A 23,547-nucleotide genomic window follows, 5' to 3' on the forward strand; every position below is an offset into this window, starting at 1 on the left:
ACGAGGTGCCTGTGACCCACGACCTGACGACCACCGCCGGCAAGATCGCCGACTTCCACGACCGCAGGGCCCGCTCCGAGGTCCCCGCGGGGCAGGCGGCGATCGAGAAGCAGCACGCCCGCGGGAAGAACACCGCCCGCGAGCGCGTGGAGATGCTCCTGGACGAGGACTCGTTCGTGGAGTTCGACGCCCTCGCGACCCACCGCTCGACCGCCTTCGGGATGGCGTCGAAGAAGCTGCCCGGCGACGGCGTGGTCAGCGGCTACGGCACCGTGGACGGGCGCCTGGTGGCGGTCTACTCCCAGGACTTCGCGGTGTTCGGCGGGTCGCTGTCCCAGGTGAACGGGGAGAAGATCGTCAAGGTGCAGAAGTTCGCCCTGCGCAACGGCTGCCCGGTCGTCGGGATCAACGACGGCGGCGGGGCGCGGATCCAGGAGGGCGTGGCCTCCCTGGCCATGTTCGCGGACATCTTCAACATGAACGTCCGCTCCTCCGGGGTGGTCCCCCAGATCTCGCTGATCATGGGTCCCTGCGCGGGCGGGGCGGCCTACTCCCCGGCCCTGACCGACTACATCGTGATGGTCGACAAGACCTCGCACATGTTCATCACCGGCCCGGACGTCATCAAGACGGTCACGGGCGAGTCGGTGGACATGGAGACCCTGGGCGGGGCGCGCCAGCACAATGCGACGACGGGCACGGCCACGTACCTCGCCGAGGACGAGCAGGACGCGTTCGACTTCGTGCACGAGCTGCTCGAGTTCCTCCCGGCGAACAACCTGCAGGAGGCGCCCCTGCTGCACCACGACCAGGAGGACGAGGTCACGGACGGGGACCTGGCCCTGGACGCCCTGGTCCCGGACTCCGCCAACCAGCCGTACGACATGCGCGCGGTGGTCGAGGCGATCGTCGACGACGGCCACTTCCTGGAGATGCAGGCCCTCTACGCCCCCAACGTGATGATCGGCTACGCCCGGGTCGAGGGACACACCGTGGGCATCGTGGCGAACCAGCCGATGCAGTTCGCCGGCACGCTGGACATCGCGGCGTCCGAGAAGGCGGCCCGGTTCGTGCGCCACTGCGATGCGTTCAACGTCCCGATCCTCACCCTCGTGGACGTGCCGGGGTTCCTGCCCGGCACCGACCAGGAGTTCAACGGCATCATCCGGCGCGGCGCCAAGCTGCTCTACGCCTACGCCGAGGCGACCGTCCCGCTGGTCACCCTGATCACCCGCAAGGCCTACGGCGGGGCCTACATCGTGATGGGCTCCAAGAAGCTCGGTGCGGACATCAACCTGGCCTGGCCCACCGCGCAGATCGGCGTGATGGGCGCCCAGGGCGCCGTGGAGATCCTCTACCGCCGGGACCTCAAGGCCGCCGCGGAGAACGACGAGGACGTCGAGGCGCTGCGCGCCGATCTGGTGCGCAAGTACGAGGAGAGCCTGCTGAACCCGTACCAGGCGGCGGAACTGGGCTACGTGGACGCGGTGATCTCCCCGTCGGAGACAAGGGTGCAGGTGCTCAAGGCCCTGCGGGCCCTGCGCGACAAGCGCGCGACGATGCCCACCAAGAAGCACGGGAACATCCCGCTGTGACCTCCCGCGAGCCCGTCGAGGGCGCCCCGTCCCTGCGCTTCACGGCCGGCAGCCCCACGCCGGAGGAGATCGCCGCCGTCACGGCCGTCCTGCTCGCGCGCCAGGAGGGGGGCGACGCCGCCGGGAAGGGCTCCCCGGGGCGCCGGGACCAGTTCCGGCGGATGCGGCTGGGCCTGCGGCTGCGCCCGGGGCGCGGCGCGTGGCGGCGGACCCGGCCGGAGGAGTGAACCCGGTGGGGCGGGCGCAGCGGGTCAGCGCCTCAGGGCGAGCGATCGGCGGTGCGCGGCCCGGGGCCGCCCAGGTGGTGGCCGGGCCGCGACCGGGCCGGACCAGCTGCTGACCGGACGGCGGCCGCTCACGGCTCCCGGGGGATCCGCCGCGAGACGAGGAGCGCCACGGCGATGCCCGCGAGGGCGAGCACGGCCGTCACCGCCCACGTGAGATCCCAGGTGCCCGTGGCCTGCGCGACCGACGCGACCGCGGGCGGGCCGGCGAACTGGCCCAGAGCGTTCAGCTGCTGGCCCAGCCCCAACGTGGTGGCCACCGTGGTGGGCGTGGGGGCGACCCGCAGGAGGCTCGCGATCGCCGTGGTCGGCACCACTCCCCCCACGGCGGAGAAGACCAGGACGGCGCCGTACCGGGCGCCGAAGCGCGCCCCCTCGTCCAGCAGCGGGGCCATCCCGAACGCGACCACGGCGGCCAGTCCCAGCACGGCGAAGCCCGTGCACCAGAGCACCACGGGACGCACCCCGCGCTGCAGGGCCCGGCCCGCACCGAGGTTGCCCACCACGTTGACCCCCGCGGCGAGCGCGCTGAGCCCCGCCGCGGCGCCCGCCGCGATCCCGGACTCGGCGTACATGGAGGGCAGGAACTGCACCACCCCGTTCCACTGGGCGGTGTAGAGCCCGAAGACCAGGGCCACGAGCCACGGTCCGGGCGCGCGCAGGGTCAGCCCGAGGCGCTGCCGAACCCCGTGCACCACCACGTGGGCGGGGTCCGGCGGGAGCACGGCGAGCACCAGCAGGCCCAGGAGCGCGGAGCCGGCCGCAGCGGCCGCCCACCAGGTGCGCCAGCCGAGGGCCTCGCTGAGGAGGCCCCCGAGCAGCAGGGAGAGGGCCGCTGCCACCGGGATGTGGCAGCCCCACAGCCCCACGAGCAGGGACACCCTGGCCGGGGCCACGGTGCGCCGGATCAGTGCCGGGGCGCAGATCGACACGAGCATGAACCCCACCCCCTCCAGCACCCGGGAGCCCAGCAGCGGGCCGTACCCCGTGGAGAGCAGGCCCGTCACGGAGCCCGCGGTGAGCAGGCCCAGCCCGAGCAGCAGCCCCCGGCGCAGGCCGATGCGGTCCCCGAACAGGCCCACCACCACGCCCAGCAGCATGCCGGCCACCTGCACCGTGGAGAGCAGGAACCCGCCCTGCACCAGGCTCAGGCCGAGCTCGGCGGAGAGCACGGGCAGCGCCGGGGACAGCTTCCACACGTGCAGGGCGCCCACCACCCCCGCGACCACCACAAGCACGGCGGCCCCGGTCCCGGCGGCGCCCGAGGGCCCGGGCGGGACGGTGGCGGGAGACGCGGAGTTCGCGCGCGGCGCAGGGGCGGGCATGCTCCGCAGTCTAGGGAGCGGCCGGCGCTACCGTGACCTGCATGACCGATCAACGGCCCGACCCCACGTCCACCGCCGGCCCCGGGCCGGCGCCCCTCGGCACCGGGCGGCGAGAGCCCACGGCCGTCGACGCCGTGGCCGAGCGCTGGTTCGCGCGCGCCATGGAGCTGGACCCGGCCCAGGCCACCGTGCACGGCTTCCCCGGGCACGAGACCGAGTACCGCGACTTCGGTCCCGAGGGCCTGGAGGCCCGGGCCGACGCCGCCCGACGGACGCTGGCCGAGCTCGAGCGCGCGGCCCCGGCCGACGACGTCGACCGGATCACCGGCCACGCCCTGCGCGAGCGCCTCGGCCTCGACCTGCTCCTGCACGAGGAGGGGCTGCGCGGCTGGGAGGTCAACAACATCTCCTCCCCGGTGCAGGAGATCCGGGAGGTCTTCGACGACCTGCCCCGGCGCACCGCCGAGGACTGGGCGCACCTCGCCGGCCGGCTGCGCGCCGTGCCCGCCGCCGTGGACTCCTACGTCCTGGGCCTGCGGCACGCCCGCTCCCTCGGCCGCTCGGCCTCCGAGGCGCAGCTGCGCAACGCGGCCCGGCAGTGCACCGGCTACGCGGCCCGGCACGGCTTCTTCGCCCGGCTGGTGCGCAGCCCCCGCATCCCGGAGGCGCTGCGGCAAGAGGTCGCCGAGGCCGCCGAGGCGGCGCGGCAAGCCTACCGGGGTCTCGCCGCCGTGCTGGGCAAGGAACTCGCCGCGGACGCGCCCCGCACGGACGCGGTGGGCCCCGACGTGTACACGCTACGCCTGCAGGAGTTCCTCGGCGCCGTCCTGGACCCGGCCACGGTGTACGCCTGGGGTGTGGAGCAGCTGCGCGCGATCGTGGCGGAGCAGGAGCGGCTCGCCCACCGCATCGCCCCCGGCGCCACGGTCGCCCAGGCCATGGCGGCCCTGAACGCGGACCCGGCGCGGCAGCTGCACGGCACCGACGCGCTGCAGGCCTGGATGCAGGACCTCTCCGACGCCGCCGTGGACGCCCTCGCGGACACGCACTTCGAGCTGACCGGCCCCATGCGCCGGCTCGAGTGCCGCATCGCCCCGACCCACGACGGCGGGATCTGGTACTCGATGCCGAGCGCCGACTTCTTCCGCCCCGGGCGCATGTGGTGGTCCGTGCCGGAGGGCACCGCGACCTTCACCACGTGGGAGGAGACCACGACCGTCTACCACGAGGGCGTCCCCGGCCACCACCTGCAATTCTCCACCGCGCTGGCCAACTCGGGGGAGCTCAACCGGTGGCGGCGGATGGGCGTGTGGGTCTCGGGCCACGGAGAGGGCTGGGCGCTGTACGCCGAGCGGCTCATGGACGAGCTGGGACACCTGCAGGACCCCGGGGACCGGATGGGGATGCTGGACTCCCAGCGGCTGCGGGCGGCGCGGGTGGTGTTCGACGTCGGCTTCCACTGCGGCTACCGCGTTCCCCCGGAGCTCGGGGACGCCCTCGGCAGCGCCCGCCCCGGCGAGGTCTGGACGCCCGAGGACGGCTGGCGGTTCCTGCGCTCGAACATCGTGATGGCGGACCCGAAGCTGCGCTTCGAGTGGATGCGGTACATGGGCTGGCCCGGGCAGGCGCCGTCCTACAAGGTGGGCCAGCAGCTGTGGGAGCAGGCGCGGGAGGTGGCCCGCACCGCGGCGGGCCGGGAGTTCCGGCTCCAGCAGTTCCACACCCGCGCGCTGCGGATCGGCTCGGTCGGCCTGGACACCCTGCGGTACGCGCTCGATCTGTGACGTCCGTCATCTTGGCGTCACATTTCGTCATCGTCTTTGGGTGTTGTATATTCCGGGGCCCTATTGTGGGCACATGATTTCCGCAGAAAGTACTCGACGGCTGCCCCGGTGGATGACCGCCTTCGGCCCGCAGATCGTGCTCGCACTCCTCCTGGGCGTGGTCCTGGGCACCGTCGCCGACACCCTCGGCGGCGACCCCGACACGGACCCCAACTGGTTGATGACCGCGCTGGACACCATCGGCACCAGCTACGTGAGCCTGCTCAAGGCCGCCGTGGTCCCGCTCATCGTGACCGCGGTGATCTCCTCGATCGCCAACCTGCGGGAGGTCTCCAACGCCGCTCGGCTCGCATGGAAGACGCTGCTGTGGTTCGGGATCACCGCGCTGATCGCCGTGTCGGTCGGCCTGGTGCTCGGGCTGGTCGTCCAGCCCGGGGCGGGCAGCGGCGCCGCCGCGCCCGCCGAGGCGTACACCGGGACGCAGGGCTCGTGGCTGGGCTTCCTCACCGGCCTCGTCCCCGCCAACTTCCTGGGCCTGCAGGTCTCCTCCTCCGTGGTGGACCCGGAGACCGTCCAGACCACCCTCGGCTTCAACGTGCTGCAGGTGCTCGTGGTCTCGGCCGCCGTCGGCATCGCCGCCCTCAAGGTAGGCGAGCCCGCCGAGCCGTTCCTCGCCGTGGTCCGCGCCGCGCTGGCCGTGGTGCAGAAGGTCGTCTGGTGGATCATCCGCCTCGCCCCGCTGGGCACGCTGGGCCTGATCGGCCGGGCCGTGTTCGAGTACGGCTGGACCTCGATGGGCGGGCTGCTGGCCTTCGTCGCCACCGTCTACGCCGGCCTGCTGGTCGTGGCCCTCGTGGTCTACCCGGCGCTGGTCAAGGCGCACGGGCTCTCCGTCAAGCAGTACTTCTCGGGCGTCTGGCCGGCCGTGCAGCTGGGCTTCGTCTCCCGCTCCTCGGTGGGCACCATGCCCCTGACGCAGCGCGTCACCGAGCGCAGCCTCGGCGTGCCCCGCGCCTACGCGTCCTTCGCCGTGCCCCTCGGGGCGACCACCAAGATGGACGGCTGCGCCGCGGTCTACCCCGCGATCGCTGCCCTGTTCGTCGCACAGTTCTACGGCATCGACCTGGACGTCACGCACTACGTGCTCATCGCGCTCGTGTCCGTGCTGGGCTCCGCGGCGACCGCCGGCACCACGGGGGCCACCGTGATGCTGACCCTGACGCTGTCCACGCTGGGCCTGCCGCTCGACGGCGTGGGCCTCCTGCTGGCCGTGGACCCGATCATCGACATGGGCCGCACCGCGCTCAACGTGGCGGGCCAGGCCCTGGTCCCCACGATCGTCGCCCACCGCGAGGGACTGCTGGACCGCGCGCTCTACGACGCCCCGCGCTCCGGCGATCCGTTCGTGCCCGAGGACGTCACCCCCGAGGGCACGGGGTCCGGCACCGGGTCCGGCGCGGCCGCCGGTGTCGAGCCGCGCCCGGAGGACGCCCCGGCGGCCGCCGCCCGCTGACCGCGGCGCCGCCGCCGTCCCGACCGCGCAGGGCGGGGAGCTCCAGGAGTGCTCGACGCATTCCGGCAGTTCCCCGCCCCGCACTGTTCCTGGACACGTCACGGGCTACCCTGGGACCGGCATGAGAGCTGGGTCACAGCACGGAACAGGGGGCGGCGCGTGGGCGCACCGGCGGACGGACCGACGACGGCGGACCCGCTGCTGCGCCTGTCCTGGGCCCGGTCCCTGGACCACCTCTCGGCACCCGAGCGCTGCGCCCCGCGGGTCGTGCTGGACGGCTCCGACGTCCGGGAGGCCCGCTCCCCGCTGCGCCTGCTGATGCCCGTGCTCGACGAGCTGCTCACCCCGCCGGCCGAGGACACCGGGCTGGTCGTGGCCGTCACGGACCCCCGCGGGGTGCTCCTGCGGGTCCGGGGCAGCGCCGCGACGCGGCGGCGCGCCGAGGCCATGGGCTTCGTCGAGGGCGCCGACTGGTCCGAGCCGGCCGTGGGCACCAACGCACCGGGCACGGCCCTGGTCCTGCGCCGGCCGGTGACCGTGCACCGCGAGCAGCACTTCTACCCCGAGGCCCGGCCCTGGTCCTGCACGGCCGCCCCGCTGCTGCACCCCGTCACGGGGACCCTGCTCGGGGCGGTGGACCTGACGGGCGGGGACGCCGCCGCCGCCCCCGCCACCCGGGCACTGCTCGGCGCGGCGGTGCGCGCGGCCCGGGCCGAGCTCGCCCTCGCCCTGCGCTCCGGTCCGCAGCTGCGCGGACCCTCGCCCGTCCCGTCCGCCGCCCCCGCCCCCGGGGCGTTCCTCCGCGTGCTCGGCGACGCCCCTCCGGCGCTGGTGCTGGACGGGCGGATCCTGGAGCTCACCGAGCGCCACGCCGAGATCCTCGTGGCCCTGTCCCGCGCCGGGTCCGGGCTGAGCACCGCGGAGCTGTCGCAGCAGCTCTGGGGCGGCCGGGCGCAGGAGACCACGGTGCGCGCCGAGGTCCTGCGGCTGCGCCGGCTGCTCGGGTCCCGGGGCGGCCCGGCGATCGCCTCGCGGCCCTACCGGCTCGAGGCCCCCCTGCCCTCGGACGCCGGCCGGGTGCTCGAGCTGCTCGCCCGGGGCTCGCACCGGCGGGCGCTGCGCGAGTACACCGGGGCGCTGCTGCCGCGCTCCGAGGCGCCCTCCCTCGTGGCGCTGCGCCACCGCCTCACCGGGCTCCTGCGCGAGGCCGTCCTGACCGACGGCTCGGCGGAGGCCGTGCGCGAGTACCTCAACCTGCCGGAGGCGGCGGACGACGCCGAGGCGTGGGCGCTGCTGCTGCGCCTCCTGCCGCCCCGCTCCCCCGCTCGGGCGGCGGCGGTGCTCGAGCTGGAGCGGCTGCGCCGCTGACCGGGGCCGGCACCCGGTGCAACGTGCGTGCAACGCGGCCCGGACTACCGTGATGCTCATCACCTCACGGCGCGGCCGGGTCCGGACCGCGCTCGTGACACCCGCACCGTCACGCACCAGGAGCACGTCACCATGAGCGTTGAAACCCAGTCCCTCACCACCGTCTACGCGCAGCCGGGCACCGAGGGCTCGAAGGTCTCCTTCAAGCCCCGCTACGAGCACTGGATCGGCGGGCGGTGGGTGCCGCCGGTGAAGGGCCAGTACTTCGAGAACATCTCCCCGGTCAACGGCAAGCCCTTCACCGAGGTGGCCCGCGGCACCGCCGAGGACATCGACGCCGCGCTCGACGCCGCCTGGGCCGCCGCCCCGGCCTGGGGGAAGACGTCCGTGGCGGAGCGGGCGCTGGTGCTCCACCGGATCGCCGACCGGATGGAGCAGAACCTCGAGATGCTCGCCGTGGCCGAGACCTGGGACAACGGCAAGCCCGTGCGCGAGTCCATCAACGCGGACATCGCCCTGGCCATCGACCACTTCCGCTACTTCGCCGGGGCGATCCGCGCCCAGGAGGGCACCCTCTCCCAGCTCGACGACAACACGACGTCCTACCACTTCCACGAGCCCCTCGGCGTGGTCGGCCAGATCATCCCCTGGAACTTCCCGATCCTCATGGGCGTGTGGAAGCTCGCCCCGGCCCTGGCCGCGGGCAACGCCGTGGTGCTCAAGCCGGCCGAGCAGACCCCGGCCTCGATCATGGTGCTCATGGAGCTGCTCGCGGACATCCTGCCCCCGGGCGTGGTCAACGTGGTCAACGGCTTCGGCGTGGAGGCCGGCAAGCCCCTGGCCTCGAGCCCGCGGATCCGCAAGATCGCCTTCACCGGCGAGACCACCACCGGCCGGCTCATCATGCAGTACGCGTCCCAGAACATCATCCCGGTGACCCTGGAGCTGGGCGGGAAGTCCCCGAACATCTTCTTCGAGGACGTCGCCGCGGCCCAGGACTCCTTCTACGACAAGGCCCTGGAGGGCTTCGCGTTCTTCGCCCTCAACCAGGGCGAGGTCTGCACCTGCCCGTCGCGGGCCCTGATCCAGGGCTCGATCTACGACCGGCTGCTCGCGGACGGCGTGGAGCGCGTGAAGGGCATGGTCCAGGGCAACCCGCTGGACCTCGACACCCAGGTCGGGGCGCAGGCCTCCAACGACCAGCTGCAGAAGATCCTCTCCTACATCGACATCGGCAGGCAGGAGGGCGCCCAGGTGCTCGTGGGCGGGGAGCGCAACGTCCTGGACGGTGACCTCGCCGAGGGCTTCTACGTCTCCCCCACGGTGTTCGAGGGCGAGAACTCGATGCGCATCTTCCAGGAGGAGATCTTCGGACCCGTCCTGTCGGTGACCCGCTTCACCGACTACGCCGACGCCGTGGCCACCGCCAACGACACCCTATACGGCCTCGGCGCCGGAGTCTGGGCCCGCAACGGCAACCTCGCCTACCGCGCCGGCCGCGACATCCAGGCCGGGCGCGTGTGGGTGAACCAGTACCACAACTACCCCGCCCACTCGGCCTTCGGCGGGTACAAATCCTCGGGCATCGGCCGCGAGAACCACCTGATGATGCTGGACCACTACCAGCAGACCAAGAACCTGCTGGTCTCCTACTCCGAGGACGCGCAGGGCTTCTTCTAGGCCGCAGCCCGCCCCGGGGAGCCGGGCCGTCCGCGAGGGTCGCGTCCTGCCGGTGGGAGAGCATCCCACCGGCAGGACGCGACCCTCGCCCGCGCGGCCTGCGTATCCTGGGACGGTGACTCCCCGCCTCGTCCTCGCCTCCCGCTCCCCGGCCCGCACCAAGCTGCTGGCCGACGCCGGGATCGGCCACGACCGGCTGGTCTCCGACGTGGACGAGGACGCCGTGGTCCGGGAGCGCGGGGTGACCGGCGCCGAGGGGACCGCGATGGTCCTGGCCCGGGCCAAGGCGGAGGCCGTGGCGGCGCTGCCCGAGGCCGCCGGCGCCCTGGTGGTGGGCTGCGACTCGGTCTTCGAGCTCGACGGCGAGGTGCACGGCAAGCCCCTGGACGCCGCGACGGCGACCGCCCGCATCCGGGCCATGCGCGGGCGCTCCGGAGTGCTCCACACGGGCCACTGGCTCGTGGACACCCGGAGCCCGGCGGACGGCGGGAGCGGCTGGAGCGGCGGCGCGCCCGCCCGCGCCGAGGTGTTCTTCGTGCAGATGTCCGACGACGAGGTCGCGGCCTACGTGGCCACCGGCGAGCCCCTGGAGGTGGCCGGGTCCTTCACCATCGACTCGCTCGGCGCGGCGTTCGTGGAGCGGGTGGAGGGCGATGTGCACGCCGTCGTCGGCCTGAGCCTCAGCACCCTGCGGACGCTGCTGACCCGGGCGGGAGTGGGCGTGCCCGAGCTGTGGACGGCGCGCCGGTGAGGGCCCACCACCGCTGGGACGGCCCTCCGCTTTGTAGGACTCCTACAGAAACGGCGTCGCATTTCCGGTCCGCCGCCGGGTGGTTGGGCGATTGATCCCGGCGGGGAATACAGTGCATCGGAGGATTCGACAAGGAGTGAGACGTGACCGGTAACAACCCCGCGGACGGCGCCATCCGACCCATCACCAAGGTGCTCGTCGCCAACCGCGGCGAGATCGCGGTGCGCGTGATCCGCGCCGCCCGCGACGAGGGCATCGCCTCCGTGGCCGTGTACGCCGACCCGGACCGGGACGCCCTGCACGCGCGCACGGCGGACGAGGCGTACGGCCTCGGCGGGTCCACCGCCGCGGACTCGTACCTGGTGATCGACAAGATCCTCGACGTCGCCGCGCGCTCGGGCGCCGACGCCGTGCACCCCGGCTACGGCTTCCTGTCCGAGAACGCCGACTTCGCGATGGCCGTGCTCGAGGCCGGCCTGACCTGGATCGGGCCCCCGCCCGCGGCCATCGCCAAGCTCGGCGACAAGGTGGCCGCCCGCCACATCGCCGAGAAGGTCGGCGCGCCGCAGGTTCCCGGCACCACCGACCCGGTCGGCTCCGCCGAGGAGGTCCTCGCCTTCGCCGACCAGTACGGGCTGCCCCTGGCCATCAAGGCCGCGTTCGGCGGCGGCGGACGCGGCATCAAGGTGGTCCGGGACCGGGACGACATCCCGGAGTTCTATGATTCCGCCGTGCGCGAGGCCACTGCGGCGTTCGGTCGCGGCGACTGCTTCGTCGAGCGCTTCCTGGACGCCCCGCGGCACGTCGAGACCCAGTGCCTGGCCGACGCCCACGGCAACGTCGTCGTCGTCTCCACCCGCGACTGCTCCCTGCAGCGGCGCAACCAGAAGCTCGTGGAGGAGGCGCCCGCGCCGTTCCTGTCCGAGGAGCAGAACCGCCTGCTCTACACGTCCTCGAAGGCGATCCTGCGCGAGGCCGGCTACCAGGGCGCGGGCACGTGCGAGTTCCTGGTCGGCCGCGACGGCACGATCACGTTCCTGGAGGTCAACACCCGCCTGCAGGTCGAGCACCCCGTCTCCGAGGAGGTCACGGGCATCGACCTGGTGCGCGAGCAGTTCCGGCTGGCCCGCGGCGAGGCCCTCGGCTACGACGACCCGGTGGTCCGCGGCCACTCGATCGAGTTCCGCATCAACGGCGAGGACCCTGGCCGGCACTTCATGCCCTCCCCCGGCACCATCGCCGCCCTCGACCTGCCCGGCGGCCCCGGCGTGCGCGTGGACTCCGGCGTGCAGGCCGGAGAGACCGTGGGCGGGAACTTCGACTCGATGCTCGCCAAGCTGATCGTCACCGGGGCCACCCGGCAGCAGGCACTCGAGCGCTCCCGCCGGGCGCTGGCGGAGCTGCGCATCGAGGGCATGCCCACCGTGGTCCCCTTCCACCGCGCGGTGGTCGCCGACCCCGCGTTCGCCCCCGCGGACGGCACCCCGTTCTCCGTGCACACGCGGTGGATCGAGACCGAGTTCGACAACACCATCCCGCCGTTCGAGGGATTCCCGCAGACCGGGCCCGAGGCCGAGGAGCGCCAGGCGATCGTCGTCGAGGTCTCCGGCAAGCGCCTCGAGGTCGTCCTGCCCGCCCTGCCGGGCACGGTCAAGCCCAACGGGACCGCGCCCAAGACCCGCAAGTCCCGCTCGGCGCGCGGCGGCACCGCCGCGGCGAGCGGCGACAGCCTGAGCTCCCCGATGCAGGGGACCATCGTGAAGATCGCGGTGGACAACGGGGACGACGTGGCCGAGGGCGATCTCGTGCTCGTGCTGGAGGCCATGAAGATGGAGCAGCCCCTGACCGCCCACAAGTCGGGCACGGTCTCGGGGCTCTCCGTGAGCCCCGGGGACACCGTCTCCGCCGGCGCCGTCCTGGCGACCATCTCCTGACGCGGCCGGCCCGGCCCCGATGAGCACCCGACCGACCGGCTCCCCCGCGCGCTGCCTCGTGGACCTCTCCGCGCAGGACCGGCTCCGCAGCGGCGCCCCCGCCGGAACGCCACGGCTGCGGGTGCTCTGCTGCCCGCCCGCGGGCGCCGCCGCCGGCTACTGGCGGTTCCTGGTCCGCGAGGACGTGCAGGTGCTCGGCGTCCAGTACCCCGGGCGGGAGAGCCGTTTCGGGGAGCCGGCGGCCCCCTCGGTCGCCGCGCTCGCCGCGGAGGCGGCCGAGGCAGTCGCCGGCGCCCCGTGGGCGTCCGGATCGACACCTCCTGACGCGTCCCCGGACGTCCCGCACGTGGTCCTGGGCCACAGCATGGGCGCCTCCGTGGCGGCCGAGCTCGCCTCGCGGCTCGAGCACCGGGAGGGGATCCGGGTCTCGCTGCTCGCGCTGTCCGCGAAGACCGCCCCGGGCGCCGTGGACGTCAGGGGCGTCCCGGACGAGGACCTGCGGGCCGGTCTCGACCCGCAGGACCCGGGCGCCGATCAGGCGCTCGCCCGGTGGCTCCGGCGGCTCGGCGGCACCCCCGAGGCGGTCCTGGCGAATCCCGAGCTGCTGGCCCTGCAGCTGCCCGCCCTGCGCGCGGACCTGCGGATCTCGATGGCCCACCACCAGCTCCCCGCCCCGGTCGGGGCACCCCTGCTGCTGCTGCGCGGCACGGAGGACGACACGGTGGACGCCGCCGGCATGGACGCCTGGGGCCCGGTCAGCACGGGGCCCGTGCATCGGCGGGAGTACCCCGGCGGCCACCACCCGCTCGCCGCCCACCGGGACCGGCTGCTCGAGGACCTCGAGGCGTGCGCCGCACCCGGCCGGCCCCGGTGAGCCCTGCCCGGTGAGCGAGCCGTGGTGAGCGGGTCGACCGTGCCCGGCCTGGTCGAGCTGGCGGTGCCGGGAGCCCTCGCGGACGTTCGGGTGGTGCTCGCCCGCGCGTCCTTGCTGAACGGCTGGGCGGAGTCGGTCCGGGACTGCCTGGACGACGACGAGCGGGCCCGGGGCGCGGCGTTCCGCTTCGAGTCCGACCGGCGGCGGTTCGTGGTCGCCCACTGCGTGCTGCGCCACGTGCTCTCCGCCCGCACCGGCGCGGCCCCGGGCTCACTGCGCCTGGGTCCGCCCGTCCCCGCCCAGGGGCCCCGGCCCAAGCCGCGGCTCGAGGACCACGACCTGCGCTTCTCCCTCTCGCACAGCGGCGACCTGGTTCTCGTGGCCACGGCCGAGCGCGAGGTGGGGGTGGACGTCGAGCACCTCCAGGACCCGGTCGCCGCCGAGGAGGTGCTCCCCCTGCTCCACCCCGCCGAGATCGCCACCCTGCGGGCCCTGCCCGCCGCGGACCGGCCGGCCGCCGTGACGACGGTGTGGGCGCGCAAGGAGTCCCTGCTCAAGGCCATGGGCTCGGGACTGTTCCGCGACCCCTCCGTCGACGAGGTCGGGGCGGGGCCCGTCCCGGGGCGGCCCGTCACCGGGTGGCGGATCCTGGACCTGGATCTTCCACCGGTCCCCGGCCCCGCCCGCGAGGACGTGCGGGCGGCGCTGACCGTCCGCGTCCTACCGGATCAGCGCTGAGAACATCGGCACGACTCCACCGACCAGGAGCGCGTCCTGTGCCCACGTCCGAGCACGACGGACCTCTGCTCGGCCCGGCCCACCATCGGCACCGCGTACAACCACGGGTGGACAGGATTTCTCCATCCGGAGGCCGACTCCAGCCGCTGATCCGTCGGTCATCCTTGAATCGTGTAGGGCCGCCTACATGGAACAGCGTCCGGCGAGAGCGGCGAACACCTCACTCGCCCTGTGCGGTGCTTCCCCGAGACCTCGGATCGAAGCACCTTCCCGGTTCATCCACTCCGTCACGTCAGGATCAACTGTCATGTCCACTCCTCAGCACCCGGATTCCGGCACTGATGAGCTGAGCCAGGTCCGCGGCGAGCCGTCTCGATGCTCGACCGGGCGCGGACGGGCCTCCGATCAGCGGTTCCTGGGCCGGCGTCCCTATCTGGTCCTCGCCGGTGCCCGCCCGCCGAGTCTCCTCCGGGACCGTGTCCGAATCGTGTCCGTCATCTTCGCAAATGTTGGCCAAAGTTATCTGACCTGGGCCTACGTTGGTGGCGTCGCAGCAGACACGGGGCCCAGGGGGGCGTTCGGGGGAATGCGCCACGGGCCGGCACCTGTTGCGAAGCGGTTCTCGCTTCTTCACCGGATGGGACCGAACCATGAGTAGAACCACCTGAGCAGTCACGGCCGCCGCCTTCGCGGCAGGCACCACCGTCCTGCGGCTTCTGCCGTCAGCGGGGAACTCACCGACGTCGATCGCTCCAGATGCAGTCGCAGCGCAGCGTTGCAACGGTCGGCCGAGGAGGCACCCTGCAGGACGGACGCCCTCGTTGATCGGCGCACCGAGACGAGGGCCCTGCGGTGCCGATCACCCCAGCGACGAGCCGACCCGAATCTGAACTGCCGTCCCTGCCCGTCCTCACGGACCGAGCGCACGGCACGAGAACGAGGAAGACCATGTCCATCATCAAGTATCCGCACCTGTTCAACGAGCAGAGTCTGTTCATCGATCTGGAAGGCGTGCTGGACCGCAGCCTCTACCTGAAGATCGAGGGGTTCAACTTCGCCGGCTCGATCAAGCTCAAGCCCGCCGTGGAGATGGTCGAGCGAGCCGAGCGAGAAGGGAGGATCGGTCCCGGCTCGGTACTCGTGGAGTCCTCCTCCGGGAATCTCGGCGTCGCGCTCAGCATGATCGCCGCCAGCAAGGGATACTGCTTCGTCTGCGTGATCGATCCGCGCTGCAACCCCGCGACCCGGCAGCTCATGGAGTCGCTCGGCGCACAGGTGGACCTAGTCACCGAGCCGGATCCCGTCGACGGTCTCCTCGGAGCCCGGCTCAACCACGTCCGCGAACTGTGCGATTCCGACGAGCGGTACGTCTGGCTCAACCAGTACGCCAACCCCGGCAACTGGGGAGCGCACTACCGCTGGACCGCACCCGAGATCGCCGCTCAGTTCCCCGATCTCGAGGTGCTCTTCGTGGGAGCCGGGACAACGGGCACCCTGATGGGATGCGCGCGGTACTTCCGTGAGCACCGGCCTGACGTCCGGATCGTCGCGGTCGACGCCGTCGGATCGGTCACGTTCGGCGGCCCGCCTGCCACCCGCCTGATCCCAGGGCTCGGCATGAGCGTGCGGCCGCCCCACCTCGACGAGTCCTTGCTCGACGACGTGGTGCTCGTCGAGGAGCTGGACACCGTGCGCACCTGCCACCGCCTGGCCGGGCGTGGCTTCCTGCTCGGTGGCTCCTCCGGGACCGTGGTCCACGGCGCCATGACATGGCTCGCGGACCACCACGCTCGGGACGTCACCGCGGTGGCCATCTCTCCCGACCTGGGCCGCCCGTACATGGACACCATCTACCAGCCCGACTGGGTGCTCGACCACTTCGGGGCCGAAGCGCTCGCCGGCGTCGACTCGACGGCAGCTGCTGGTCGACGGTTTGACCCGGTGTCAGGGCCGCGGCATCCGGCGGCCACACCCGTGACCGATTCCGCGGCCACTTCCTCACCGAGGAGTGCCTCACAGTGAACAAGCTCGCAGACACGCTGCCGACTCCCACGATTCCCACGATTCCCACGAGGAGCGGTCTTCCATCCACACCGGCACCTGCGGTAGTGGGCGCGGACACTCCGCTCGAACGTCGGCTGGCGCTTCTTCTCGCCTCGGTGGTGAAGCAGGACGACGTCCCCGTGGACGCCAACTTCTTCGACGACCTGGGCGCGGACTCGCTGGTGATGGCGCAGTTCTGCGCCCGGGTGCGCAAGGAGCCGGATCTTCCGGCGGTGTCGATCAAGGACGTCTACCGGCACCCGACGATCACCGCGCTGGCCGGGGCAGTGGCACCGGTGGAGCCGGTATCGGTGCAGGCGCGCCTGGCCGAGGTGCTGACCGGTGTGCTGGGCGGTGAGCAGGTGTCGGTGGACAGCCACTTCTTCGACGACCTGGGCGCGGACTCGCTGGTGATGGCGCAGTTCTGCGCCCGGGTGCGCAAGGAGCCGGATCTTCCGGCGGTGTCGATCAAGGACGTCTACCAGTACCCGACGGTCAGGAGCTTGGCCACGTCGCTCGGTGGTACCGAGCCGGCGACGCCGAGCCGACCTGTGGTTGCCGGTACCCCCACCTCACGCGCAGCGGGAACGGAAGCGGCATCCGCTCTCGCACCTACGGTGCCTCCTGCTGGAGAAGCGCGAGCCGGGCGACACCGGCCTCTCCCCGCGGTAGGAACATCGGCCACCACGGTCGAGTACGTGGTGTGCGGCGCGCTGCAGGTTCTGCTCTTCCTGGCCTACACCTATCTGTTCGCAGTGATCTTCGAGAGAGGGCTGGTCTGGGTGTGGGCGGGCGAGGGCCTGTGGGAGCACTATCTGAGGGGCGCCGCCTTCGGTGCGATCACCTTCGTGATCATGTGCGCGTTCCCCATCCTGGCCAAGTGGGTTCTCGTCGGCCGATGGAGGCCCCAGGAGATCCGCATCTGGAGCCTGGCCTACGTGCGGTTCTGGTTCGTCAAGACAGTGGTGGTGGCCAACCCGCTGGTTCTCTTCGCCGGCTCGCCGTTGTACCTGCTCTACTTGCGTGCTCTGGGAGCCAAGGTCGGGAAGGGTGCGGTCGTCTTCACCCGGCGCATGCCCGTCTGCACCGACATGCTCACCATCGGCGAGCACGCCGTCATCGACAAGGACGCTTTCCTCAATGGCTACCGCGCCGTCAACGGTGTCATCCAGACGGGTCCGGTGTCCATCGGCAAGAACGTCCTCATCGGCGAGAAGACGGTGCTGGACATCCACACCTCGATCGGCGACGGGGCCCAGCTGGGCCATGCCTCCTCCCTCCACGAAGGCCAGGCAGTGCCGGCCGGAGAGAGCTGGCACGGATCGCCCGCGGAGCGCACGAGCACCGACTACCGGACGGTCCCCCCGGCCCCCTGCAGCACCTGGAGGAGGGCGAGGTACTCCGTCCTGCAGCTGGCGAACCGCCTGCTCGTGACGGTGCCCTTGGCCTTCTCGTTCCTGGCCATAGTCATCGTCGACGTGCCTTGGATCGCGGAGCTCAACGCGACCGAGCACCTGTCACTCACCGACTGGTCGTACCTGAGTACCGTCCTGGGGCTGTCCCTGGTTCTGTTCCTGGGCGGCATGCTCGTGAGCCTGCTCTTCGTCATGACGGTCCCTCGGCTGCTGAACCTCGCGATTACACCGGATCGGGTCTATGCGCTGTACGGGATCCGGTACATCATGCACCGGGCGATCGGACGCATCACCAACCGGAAGTTCTTCCTCGAGCTCTTCGGGGACAGCTCCTTCATCGTTCACTATCTGCTGTCCCTCGGATACAAGCTCTCCCCGGTGGTGCAATCCGGGTCCAACTTCGGCACCGAGGTGAAGCACGACAACCCGTACCTGAGTGCGGTGGGCCGGGGAACCGTCATCGCCTCCGGCCATTCGTTCATCAACGCCAACTACTCCAGCACGTCCTTCAGCGTGTCGCGAAGCGCCATCGGAGCGAACAGCTTCCTCGGCAACGACATCGTCTACCCTCCACAGGGCAAGGTGGGGGACAACTGCCTCATCGCGACCAAGGCTCTCGTACCGATCGATGGAGAGGTCCGGGAAGGGGTCGGCTTGCTCGGATCACCCGCCTTCGAGATCCCCCGGACGGTGCAGCGGGACAGCGTCTTCGTCCGGATGGCGCACGACGAGGAGTTCCCTCGCCGACTTGCCGCCAAGAACAGGCACAACCTGGTGAGCATGGCACTGTTCCTGCTGTCACGCTGGGGTTACACCTTCGCTGTACTGCTGTTCTCGATGGCCGCCGTGGACCTGTACCAACGATTCGGCGAACTCGTGCTCATGGGCCTCAGCCTCGTGCTGCTGGTGTTCACCGTGCTGTACTTCTCCTTCGTCGAGCGGGCCTCCACGGGATTCCGGGGAGTGCGGCCGAAGCACTGCTCGATCTACGAGGTCGACTTCTGGCGCACCGAGCGCTTCTTCAAACTGTGCGCCCGGGCCAACGTGCACCGTCTGTTGAACGGCACACCCTTCAAGGCAATTTTATGGCGGCTGGTCGGGGTCCGTGTGGGCAAGCGGCTGTTCGACGACGGGGCCGGCATGTCCGAGAAGAACATCGTCACCATCGGGGACAACGTGATCCTCAATGCCGGGTCGTACATCCAGTGCCACTCCCAGGAGGACTACGCCTTCAAGTCCGACGCCACCACCATCGGCTCGGGCTGCACGCTCGGCGTGGCGACGATGGTGCACTACGGGGTCACCATGGGCCACGGCGTGGTCCTCGCGCCGGACTCCTTCCTGATGAAGGGCACGGAGGTCCCCGACAACGAGCGGTGGGGAGGCAATCCTGCGGAAGCGCTGACCGATTCGACGTCCGGCCGGCAGCCACGGGGACTCGTCGTTGCCTCGCCGGCTGCCGCGCTGACCAGTGCCCGGTGACGGGGCCGCAGATGCGGTCGCGACGGATTGATCCAGGAGAGCAGGACATGGACATGCTGACTGACGGGGAACGCGACTTCTGGCGGGGCATGCTCGCCGGGGGCGGGCTGACGGCGATCCCACGGTGGACCTTGGACCCCCGTCCAGGCCTCGGCGAGCACCAGGAGGACATCCCCGACGATCTGGTGAGGACCCTGCGCCGGCTGGCCGACAGCCTGGAGACGTCCCTGGACGTGGTGCTGCTGACGGCTCACGCCAAAGTGCTCGCCACGCTGGCCGGGGAGCGGGAGGTCGTGACCGGGTATGCCGCAGCTCGTGGCCGCGAACCCCTGCCGTGCCGGCTGACGACCGAGCCGGCCTCCTGGCGCGCGCTCCTGGCAGCCGTGGGTCGTCTGGAGTGGGAGCTGCGGTGGCACCTGGAGAACGCCGAGCACGAGGTTCCCGTCGACGGGATCCGCCGCGAGCTGGACCTGAACGGACCGATCTTCGAAACCGTGCTCGACCCGCGGGATGCCCTGGGGCAGCCGGCCGATAGCACGGTCGTGCAGCTGGCCATGTCGTACGACGCGAGCGGCGCTCGGTTGCGGCTGCGGTATCGCACCGATGTGCTCGACGCTTCCGCCGCCGCCCGCATCGCCGGATACCACGTGACGGCGTTGAAGGCGATCGCAGCGGACCCCGACGCCGAGCATGCCCGCGTGTGTCTGCTCGCCCCCGAGGAGCTGCGCCTCCAGCTGGAGGAGCTCGCGGGCCCCGAGCGTGAGCTCCCGGACCTGCGCGTCCACGAGATGATCGAGCAGCGGGCCGAGTCCGATCCGGAAGCAGTCGCTGCCGTTCACGGCGACGGCCAGCTGACCTACCGCGAGCTCAACGCCCGGGCGAATCGGCTGGGCAGGGCGCTGCTGGCTCGCGGTCTGGGCCGAGAGGCCGTCGTCGCCGTGGTGATGGAGCGAAACCTGGGCTGGATGGTGACGGTCCTGGCCATCTGGAAGGCCGGTCTGACCTACCTGCCGCTCGAGCCGCACTTCCCGCCCGGGCGCATGGCCACGGCGATCTCACGGGCGGAGTCACCGCTGGTCGTCACCGAACGCGCCAGTACCACCACGCTCGACCAGGCACTGGCCACTCTGCCCGGCGTGGAGGAGCTCTTCGTCGACGACCTCCTGAGCGAGGACCACCCCGAGACGGATCTCGGCGTGGACGTCGCCCCGGACCAGCTCGCCTACATCCTGTTCACGTCCGGCTCCACCGGGCAGCCGAAAGGCGTGATGTGCGAGCACGCCGGGATGCTCAACCACATCCTCGCCAAGATCGACGACCTCGGCGTGCGCGAGGGCGAAGTGATCCCCCAGACCGGGCCACAGTGCTTCGACATCTCGGTGTGGCAACTGGTGGCCGCCCTGCTGGTCGGCGGGCGCACCCTGTTCGTCGACCAGGACACGATCCTCGACGTGGAGCGGTTCGTCGACACGATCGTGGACGGGCGAGCCGGCGTGATCCAGGTCGTGCCGTCATACCTCGACGTGATCGTGTCGTACCTCGAGCAGCACCCCCGCGAGCTGCCGGACCTGCACTGCGTGTGTCCCACCGGTGACTTCCTGAAGAAGGAGCTCGTCCAGCGCTGGTTCGCGCTCCACCCGGACGTCCCCGTGGTCAACACCTATGGGCTCACCGAGACGTCGGACGACGCCGTGCACGAGATCATGGACCGGTCTCCGGCCGGGGCACAGGTGCCTCTCGGGCGGCCGATCAACAACACCCACGTCGACGTGGTCGACGAGTTCGGCAACCCGGTACCGCTCGGCGCACCCGGACTGGTCGTGTTCTCCGGCGTGTGCGTGGGCCGCGGGTACGTCAACGACGCGGAGCGAACCGCCGCGGTGTTCGGGCCCGATCCGCACCGTGTCGGGGAGCGCATCTGCCGGACCGGTGACTACGGACGGTGGCGACCGGACGGGAAGCTCGACTTCCTGGGACGGCGCGACAACCAGGTGAAGATCCGGGGCTTCCGCATCGAGATCGGAGAGATCGAGAACGCCCTGCTGTGCCTGCCGGGTGTGCGCGACGGCGCCGTCGTCGTCGGTGAGAGCACCGATCAGTCCACATTCCTCGTGGCGTTCTACGCTGGCAACCGGGCACTCGAGGTCGACGAGATCCGCGACGGGATGGCATCACGAGTACCTGACTACATGGTGCCGACGGCGTACCGGTGGTTGCAAAGCCTGCCCCTGACCGGCAACGGGAAGATCGACCGGACGACCTTGAGCCGCATGGCGCAGGAGGTCGTGCCGGAGACCGGCACCCCGACGGAGTCGCTCACGGCCACCGAGCAGCGGCTCGCCGAGGCGTGGGCATCGGTCCTCGGCATACCGCCGGATCGGATCAGCAGGAAGGACTCCTTCTTCGGGCTGGGCGGCACCTCCCTGTCCGCGGTGAAGCTCGCCGTCCTGCTCAAGCGCGCGGTGTCGCTCAAGGACGTCGTGCGGACGCCGGTCCTGGCTGACCTGGCTGCCCTGCTCGACGCGTCGTCCCACGGAGGCGGTGCTGCCCCACCCGCACCGCAGCCGGCGGGAGCCACCACGGAGCCCGCCTCCGCCCCCCGGACACCGGTCAGCGAACCGGTGGACCATTCCAACCCGCTCACCGTGACACGGAAGGACTCCTGATGTCGTCGTCTTCACCCAGTATCCAGCTCGACCTGGAACGCCAACCCGGCCGGCCGCCGATGCTCACCGTCGAGGACGGCCTCGACCCCGTACCGTGGGCCGAACAGCACCGTGAGGCACTGCGTGCGGCGGTAGCCGAGCACGGCGCGGTCCTGGTCCGCGGGCTCGGCCTCCACGATGCATCCGAGGTGGCCGCCGTCTTCCGGCGGCTGGTTCCGAGCAGCCTCATGCCGGACCGGGAGGCCTTCGCCACCAGGCAGCGCTACTCCGAGGGCGTGTACTCATCGCTCAAGTGGCCCGCGAACCAGCCCATGTGCATGCATCACGAGCTCAGCTACGCGCTCGAGTTCCCCGGCTTGATGCTCTTCGCCTGTCTCGAAGCGCCCAGCGTCGGCGGGGTGACCGGCGTGGCGGACGCCCGCGCCGTGCTCGACGCCATACCTGCGGATATCGTCCAGCGGTTCGAGAGCGAGGGGTGGTTGCTCACCCGCAGCTACAACGAGGACATCGGAGCCACCTACGAGGAGGCATTCGGGGTCGCCGACCGCGCTGCCGTCGAGAGCTACTGCCGGGCCCACGCGATCGAGTTCGAGTGGCAGCCCGACGGAGAGCTCCGCACCCGGCAACGGCGCCCTGCCGTGGTGCGACACCCGGTGACCGGTCAACGCTGCTGGTTCAACCAGGTCGCGTTCTTGAACGAGTGGACGATCGCACCCGAGGTGCGGGAGTACCTGGTGGACGTCTACGGTCCCGACGGGCTGCCGTTCAACACCCGCTTCGGCAACGGCGAGCCGATCGGTGAGGACATCATCGCCCTGTTGAACGAGGTCTACGAGGTTCACACCCTTCGAAGGCCTTGGGAGGCGGGGGATCTCATGCTCGTCGACAACGTGCGCATGGCCCACAGCCGTGAGGCGTACGAGGGACCTCGGGAGGTTCTCGTCGGCATGGCCGAGCCGCGCCGTGTGTCGGATCTCGTGACCCACTTCCAGGACGGTGCGCGATGACCGATCCCGCCACCTCCCCGGTCGCCGCCGCGGAGCCGAAGACGGTTCCACCGTTCGCGGTCATTCCCGGAGTCCAGGTGCAGCAGGTGCTCCAGGGTCGGGAGAAGGAGGTCGTCGAGCTGGTCGAGCAGACCTACCGGGTGCACGCAGCCGGTGACTCGGTGAACCCCCCGTCCTACTTCCTGCGCTTCCCCGACCGTCCCACCTCGCGCATCATCGCCCTGCCCGCCTCGATCGGCGGACACGTGGGGGTGGACGGCATCAAGTGGGTCTCCAGCTTCCCGGACAACGTGGCGTCAGGGATACCCCGCGCCTCCGCGGTGCTGATACTCAACGACCGGGCGACGGGGTACCCCTTCGCCTGCATGGAGTGCTCCGTCATCAGCGCCTCCCGGACGGCGGCATCGGCCGCCTCGGCTGCGGACTGGCTCAGCCGAGGACGGGGACGTCCCCGGCGCATCGGGTTCTTCGGCGTGGGTCTCATCGCCCGGTACATCCACACCTTCCTCGCCGCGACCGACTGGTCCTTCGACGAGATCGGGGTGTACGACCTCTCGGGCGAGAGCGCGGAGGGATTCAAGGGCTATCTCGAACGCAGCGGCACTGCGGCCCGCGTGACCGTGCACGACGGTCCCGAGCAACTGGTCAGGAGCAGTGACCTCCTCGTGTTCGCCACCGTCGCGGCCCAGCCGCACGTGCACGACGTGACATGGTTCTCGCACAACCCGCTGGTGCTGCACGTGTCCCTGCGCGACCTGGCCCCGGAGATCCTGATGGCGTCGGCCAACGTCCTGGACGACGTCGACCACTGCCTGCGGGCCGGAACGTCGGCCCACCTCGTGGAACAGACGGTCGGTCACCGGGACTTCGTGGACGGCACCCTGGCCGACGTCATGGAGGGCAAGGTCGCACTGGCGGACGACCGCCCGTTGGTGTTCTCGCCGTTCGGCCTGGGCGTGCTCGATCTGGCGGTGGGCAAGTACGTCTACGACGAAGTGGCCGGTAGCGGCCGGCTCCGGGTGATCGAGGACTTCTTCTCGGAGCTGCGTCGGTATGGCTGACTCGGCGCGCCCGGGCACGCGGGAGGA

Annotated in this window: 16 protein-coding genes; 15 read left to right on the forward strand and 1 reads right to left on the reverse strand. The window is 71.4% G+C overall.

All coding sequences use genetic code 11. The features are described 5' to 3' along the window. The first annotated feature begins 11 nt into the window (after positions 1-11). A complete protein-coding gene (locus ACFYE1_RS03870) occupies positions 12-1,595 on the forward strand; it encodes an acyl-CoA carboxylase subunit beta (RefSeq protein WP_387740129.1) in 1,584 nt (527 codons plus the stop codon). Further along, positions 1,592-1,822, forward strand: a complete 231-nt coding sequence (locus tag ACFYE1_RS03875; RefSeq protein ID WP_387740131.1) for an acyl-CoA carboxylase subunit epsilon — start codon at positions 1,592-1,594, stop codon at positions 1,820-1,822. The genes ACFYE1_RS03870 and ACFYE1_RS03875 overlap by 4 nt, the downstream gene beginning before the upstream one ends. A gap of 128 nt (positions 1,823-1,950) precedes the next feature. Here ACFYE1_RS03875 and ACFYE1_RS03880 read toward each other — a convergent pair whose 3' ends face one another. Further along, positions 1,951-3,204 carry an MFS transporter gene (locus ACFYE1_RS03880; RefSeq protein ID WP_387740132.1) on the reverse strand — a complete coding sequence of 418 codons (1,254 nt, stop codon included), beginning with the start codon at positions 3,202-3,204 and terminating at the stop codon, positions 1,951-1,953. 41 nt (positions 3,205-3,245) lie between these two features. On the opposite strand from ACFYE1_RS03880, the gene ACFYE1_RS03885 reads away from it, so the two are divergent. The 13 genes from ACFYE1_RS03885 to sbnB all read left to right on the forward strand — a co-directional run bounded on the left by ACFYE1_RS03885 (position 3,246) and on the right by sbnB (position 23,520). Next, positions 3,246-4,988, forward strand: a complete 1,743-nt coding sequence (locus tag ACFYE1_RS03885) for a DUF885 domain-containing protein (protein WP_387740134.1) — start codon at positions 3,246-3,248, stop codon at positions 4,986-4,988. Positions 4,989-5,061: 73 nt separating this feature from the next. Continuing rightward, positions 5,062-6,501: a dicarboxylate/amino acid:cation symporter gene (locus ACFYE1_RS03890; RefSeq protein ID WP_387740136.1), complete on the forward strand. Its 1,440-nt coding sequence runs from the start codon at positions 5,062-5,064 to the stop codon at positions 6,499-6,501. A 159-nt stretch (positions 6,502-6,660) separates the two neighbouring features. Continuing rightward, positions 6,661-7,869: a transcriptional regulator gene (locus tag ACFYE1_RS03895; RefSeq protein ID WP_387740137.1), complete on the forward strand. Its 1,209-nt coding sequence runs from the start codon at positions 6,661-6,663 to the stop codon at positions 7,867-7,869. A 132-nt stretch (positions 7,870-8,001) separates the two neighbouring features. Beyond that, complete coding sequence (gene exaC / locus ACFYE1_RS03900) at positions 8,002-9,549, forward strand: acetaldehyde dehydrogenase ExaC (RefSeq protein WP_387740138.1); 1,548 nt, start codon at positions 8,002-8,004, stop codon at positions 9,547-9,549. A gap of 115 nt (positions 9,550-9,664) precedes the next feature. Further along, complete coding sequence (locus ACFYE1_RS03905; protein WP_387740140.1) at positions 9,665-10,300, forward strand: Maf family protein; 636 nt, start codon at positions 9,665-9,667, stop codon at positions 10,298-10,300. Between the two features lie 143 nt (positions 10,301-10,443). Beyond that, positions 10,444-12,234, forward strand: coding sequence for an acetyl/propionyl/methylcrotonyl-CoA carboxylase subunit alpha (locus ACFYE1_RS03910; protein ID WP_387740142.1), 1,791 nt, complete (start codon positions 10,444-10,446; stop codon positions 12,232-12,234). Positions 12,235-12,253: 19 nt separating this feature from the next. Continuing rightward, a complete protein-coding gene (locus ACFYE1_RS03915; RefSeq protein WP_387740145.1) occupies positions 12,254-13,108 on the forward strand; it encodes a thioesterase II family protein in 855 nt (284 codons plus the stop codon). 24 nt (positions 13,109-13,132) lie between these two features. Further along, positions 13,133-13,846, forward strand: a complete 714-nt coding sequence (locus ACFYE1_RS03920) for a 4'-phosphopantetheinyl transferase family protein (protein WP_387740147.1) — start codon at positions 13,133-13,135, stop codon at positions 13,844-13,846. Between the two features lie 948 nt (positions 13,847-14,794). Beyond that, entirely contained in the window at positions 14,795-15,868 is a 1,074-nt protein-coding gene (gene sbnA / locus ACFYE1_RS03925) for a 2,3-diaminopropionate biosynthesis protein SbnA (RefSeq protein ID WP_387740149.1), read from the forward strand. Next, positions 15,865-18,786, forward strand: a complete 2,922-nt coding sequence (locus tag ACFYE1_RS03930; protein ID WP_387740150.1) for a Pls/PosA family non-ribosomal peptide synthetase — start codon at positions 15,865-15,867, stop codon at positions 18,784-18,786. The genes sbnA and ACFYE1_RS03930 overlap by 4 nt, the downstream gene beginning before the upstream one ends. A 47-nt stretch (positions 18,787-18,833) precedes the next feature. Beyond that, positions 18,834-21,452, forward strand: coding sequence for a non-ribosomal peptide synthetase (locus tag ACFYE1_RS03935; protein ID WP_387740152.1), 2,619 nt, complete (start codon positions 18,834-18,836; stop codon positions 21,450-21,452). Continuing rightward, entirely contained in the window at positions 21,452-22,459 is a 1,008-nt protein-coding gene (locus ACFYE1_RS03940) for a TauD/TfdA family dioxygenase (protein WP_387740154.1), read from the forward strand. Before ACFYE1_RS03935 ends, ACFYE1_RS03940 begins: the two co-directional genes overlap by 1 nt. Beyond that, entirely contained in the window at positions 22,456-23,520 is a 1,065-nt protein-coding gene (gene sbnB / locus ACFYE1_RS03945; protein WP_387740155.1) for a 2,3-diaminopropionate biosynthesis protein SbnB, read from the forward strand. The genes ACFYE1_RS03940 and sbnB overlap by 4 nt, the downstream gene beginning before the upstream one ends. Positions 23,521-23,547 lie beyond the last annotated feature (27 nt).

The organism is Kocuria nitroreducens, assembly GCF_042879195.1.
Taxonomy (GTDB): Bacteria; Actinomycetota; Actinomycetes; order Actinomycetales; family Micrococcaceae; genus Kocuria; species Kocuria nitroreducens.

Bases quoted from the DNA above. Each gene is read 5' to 3' on its own strand.
- ACFYE1_RS03915 (WP_387740145.1), top strand. From the start codon at position 12,254: ATGAGCACCCGACCGACCGGCTCCCCCGCGCGCTGCCTCGTGGACCTC.
- ACFYE1_RS03885 (WP_387740134.1), top strand. From the start codon at position 3,246: ATGACCGATCAACGGCCCGACCCCACGTCCACCGCCGGCCCCGGGCCG.
- ACFYE1_RS03890 (WP_387740136.1), top strand. From the start codon at position 5,062: ATGATTTCCGCAGAAAGTACTCGACGGCTGCCCCGGTGGATGACCGCC.
- exaC (WP_387740138.1), top strand. From the start codon at position 8,002: ATGAGCGTTGAAACCCAGTCCCTCACCACCGTCTACGCGCAGCCGGGC.
- sbnB (WP_387740155.1), top strand. From the start codon at position 22,456: ATGACCGATCCCGCCACCTCCCCGGTCGCCGCCGCGGAGCCGAAGACG.
- sbnA (WP_387740149.1), top strand. From the start codon at position 14,795: ATGTCCATCATCAAGTATCCGCACCTGTTCAACGAGCAGAGTCTGTTC.
- ACFYE1_RS03880 (WP_387740132.1), bottom strand. From the start codon at position 3,204: ATGCCCGCCCCTGCGCCGCGCGCGAACTCCGCGTCTCCCGCCACCGTC.
- ACFYE1_RS03935 (WP_387740152.1), top strand. From the start codon at position 18,834: ATGGACATGCTGACTGACGGGGAACGCGACTTCTGGCGGGGCATGCTC.
- ACFYE1_RS03940 (WP_387740154.1), top strand. From the start codon at position 21,452: ATGTCGTCGTCTTCACCCAGTATCCAGCTCGACCTGGAACGCCAACCC.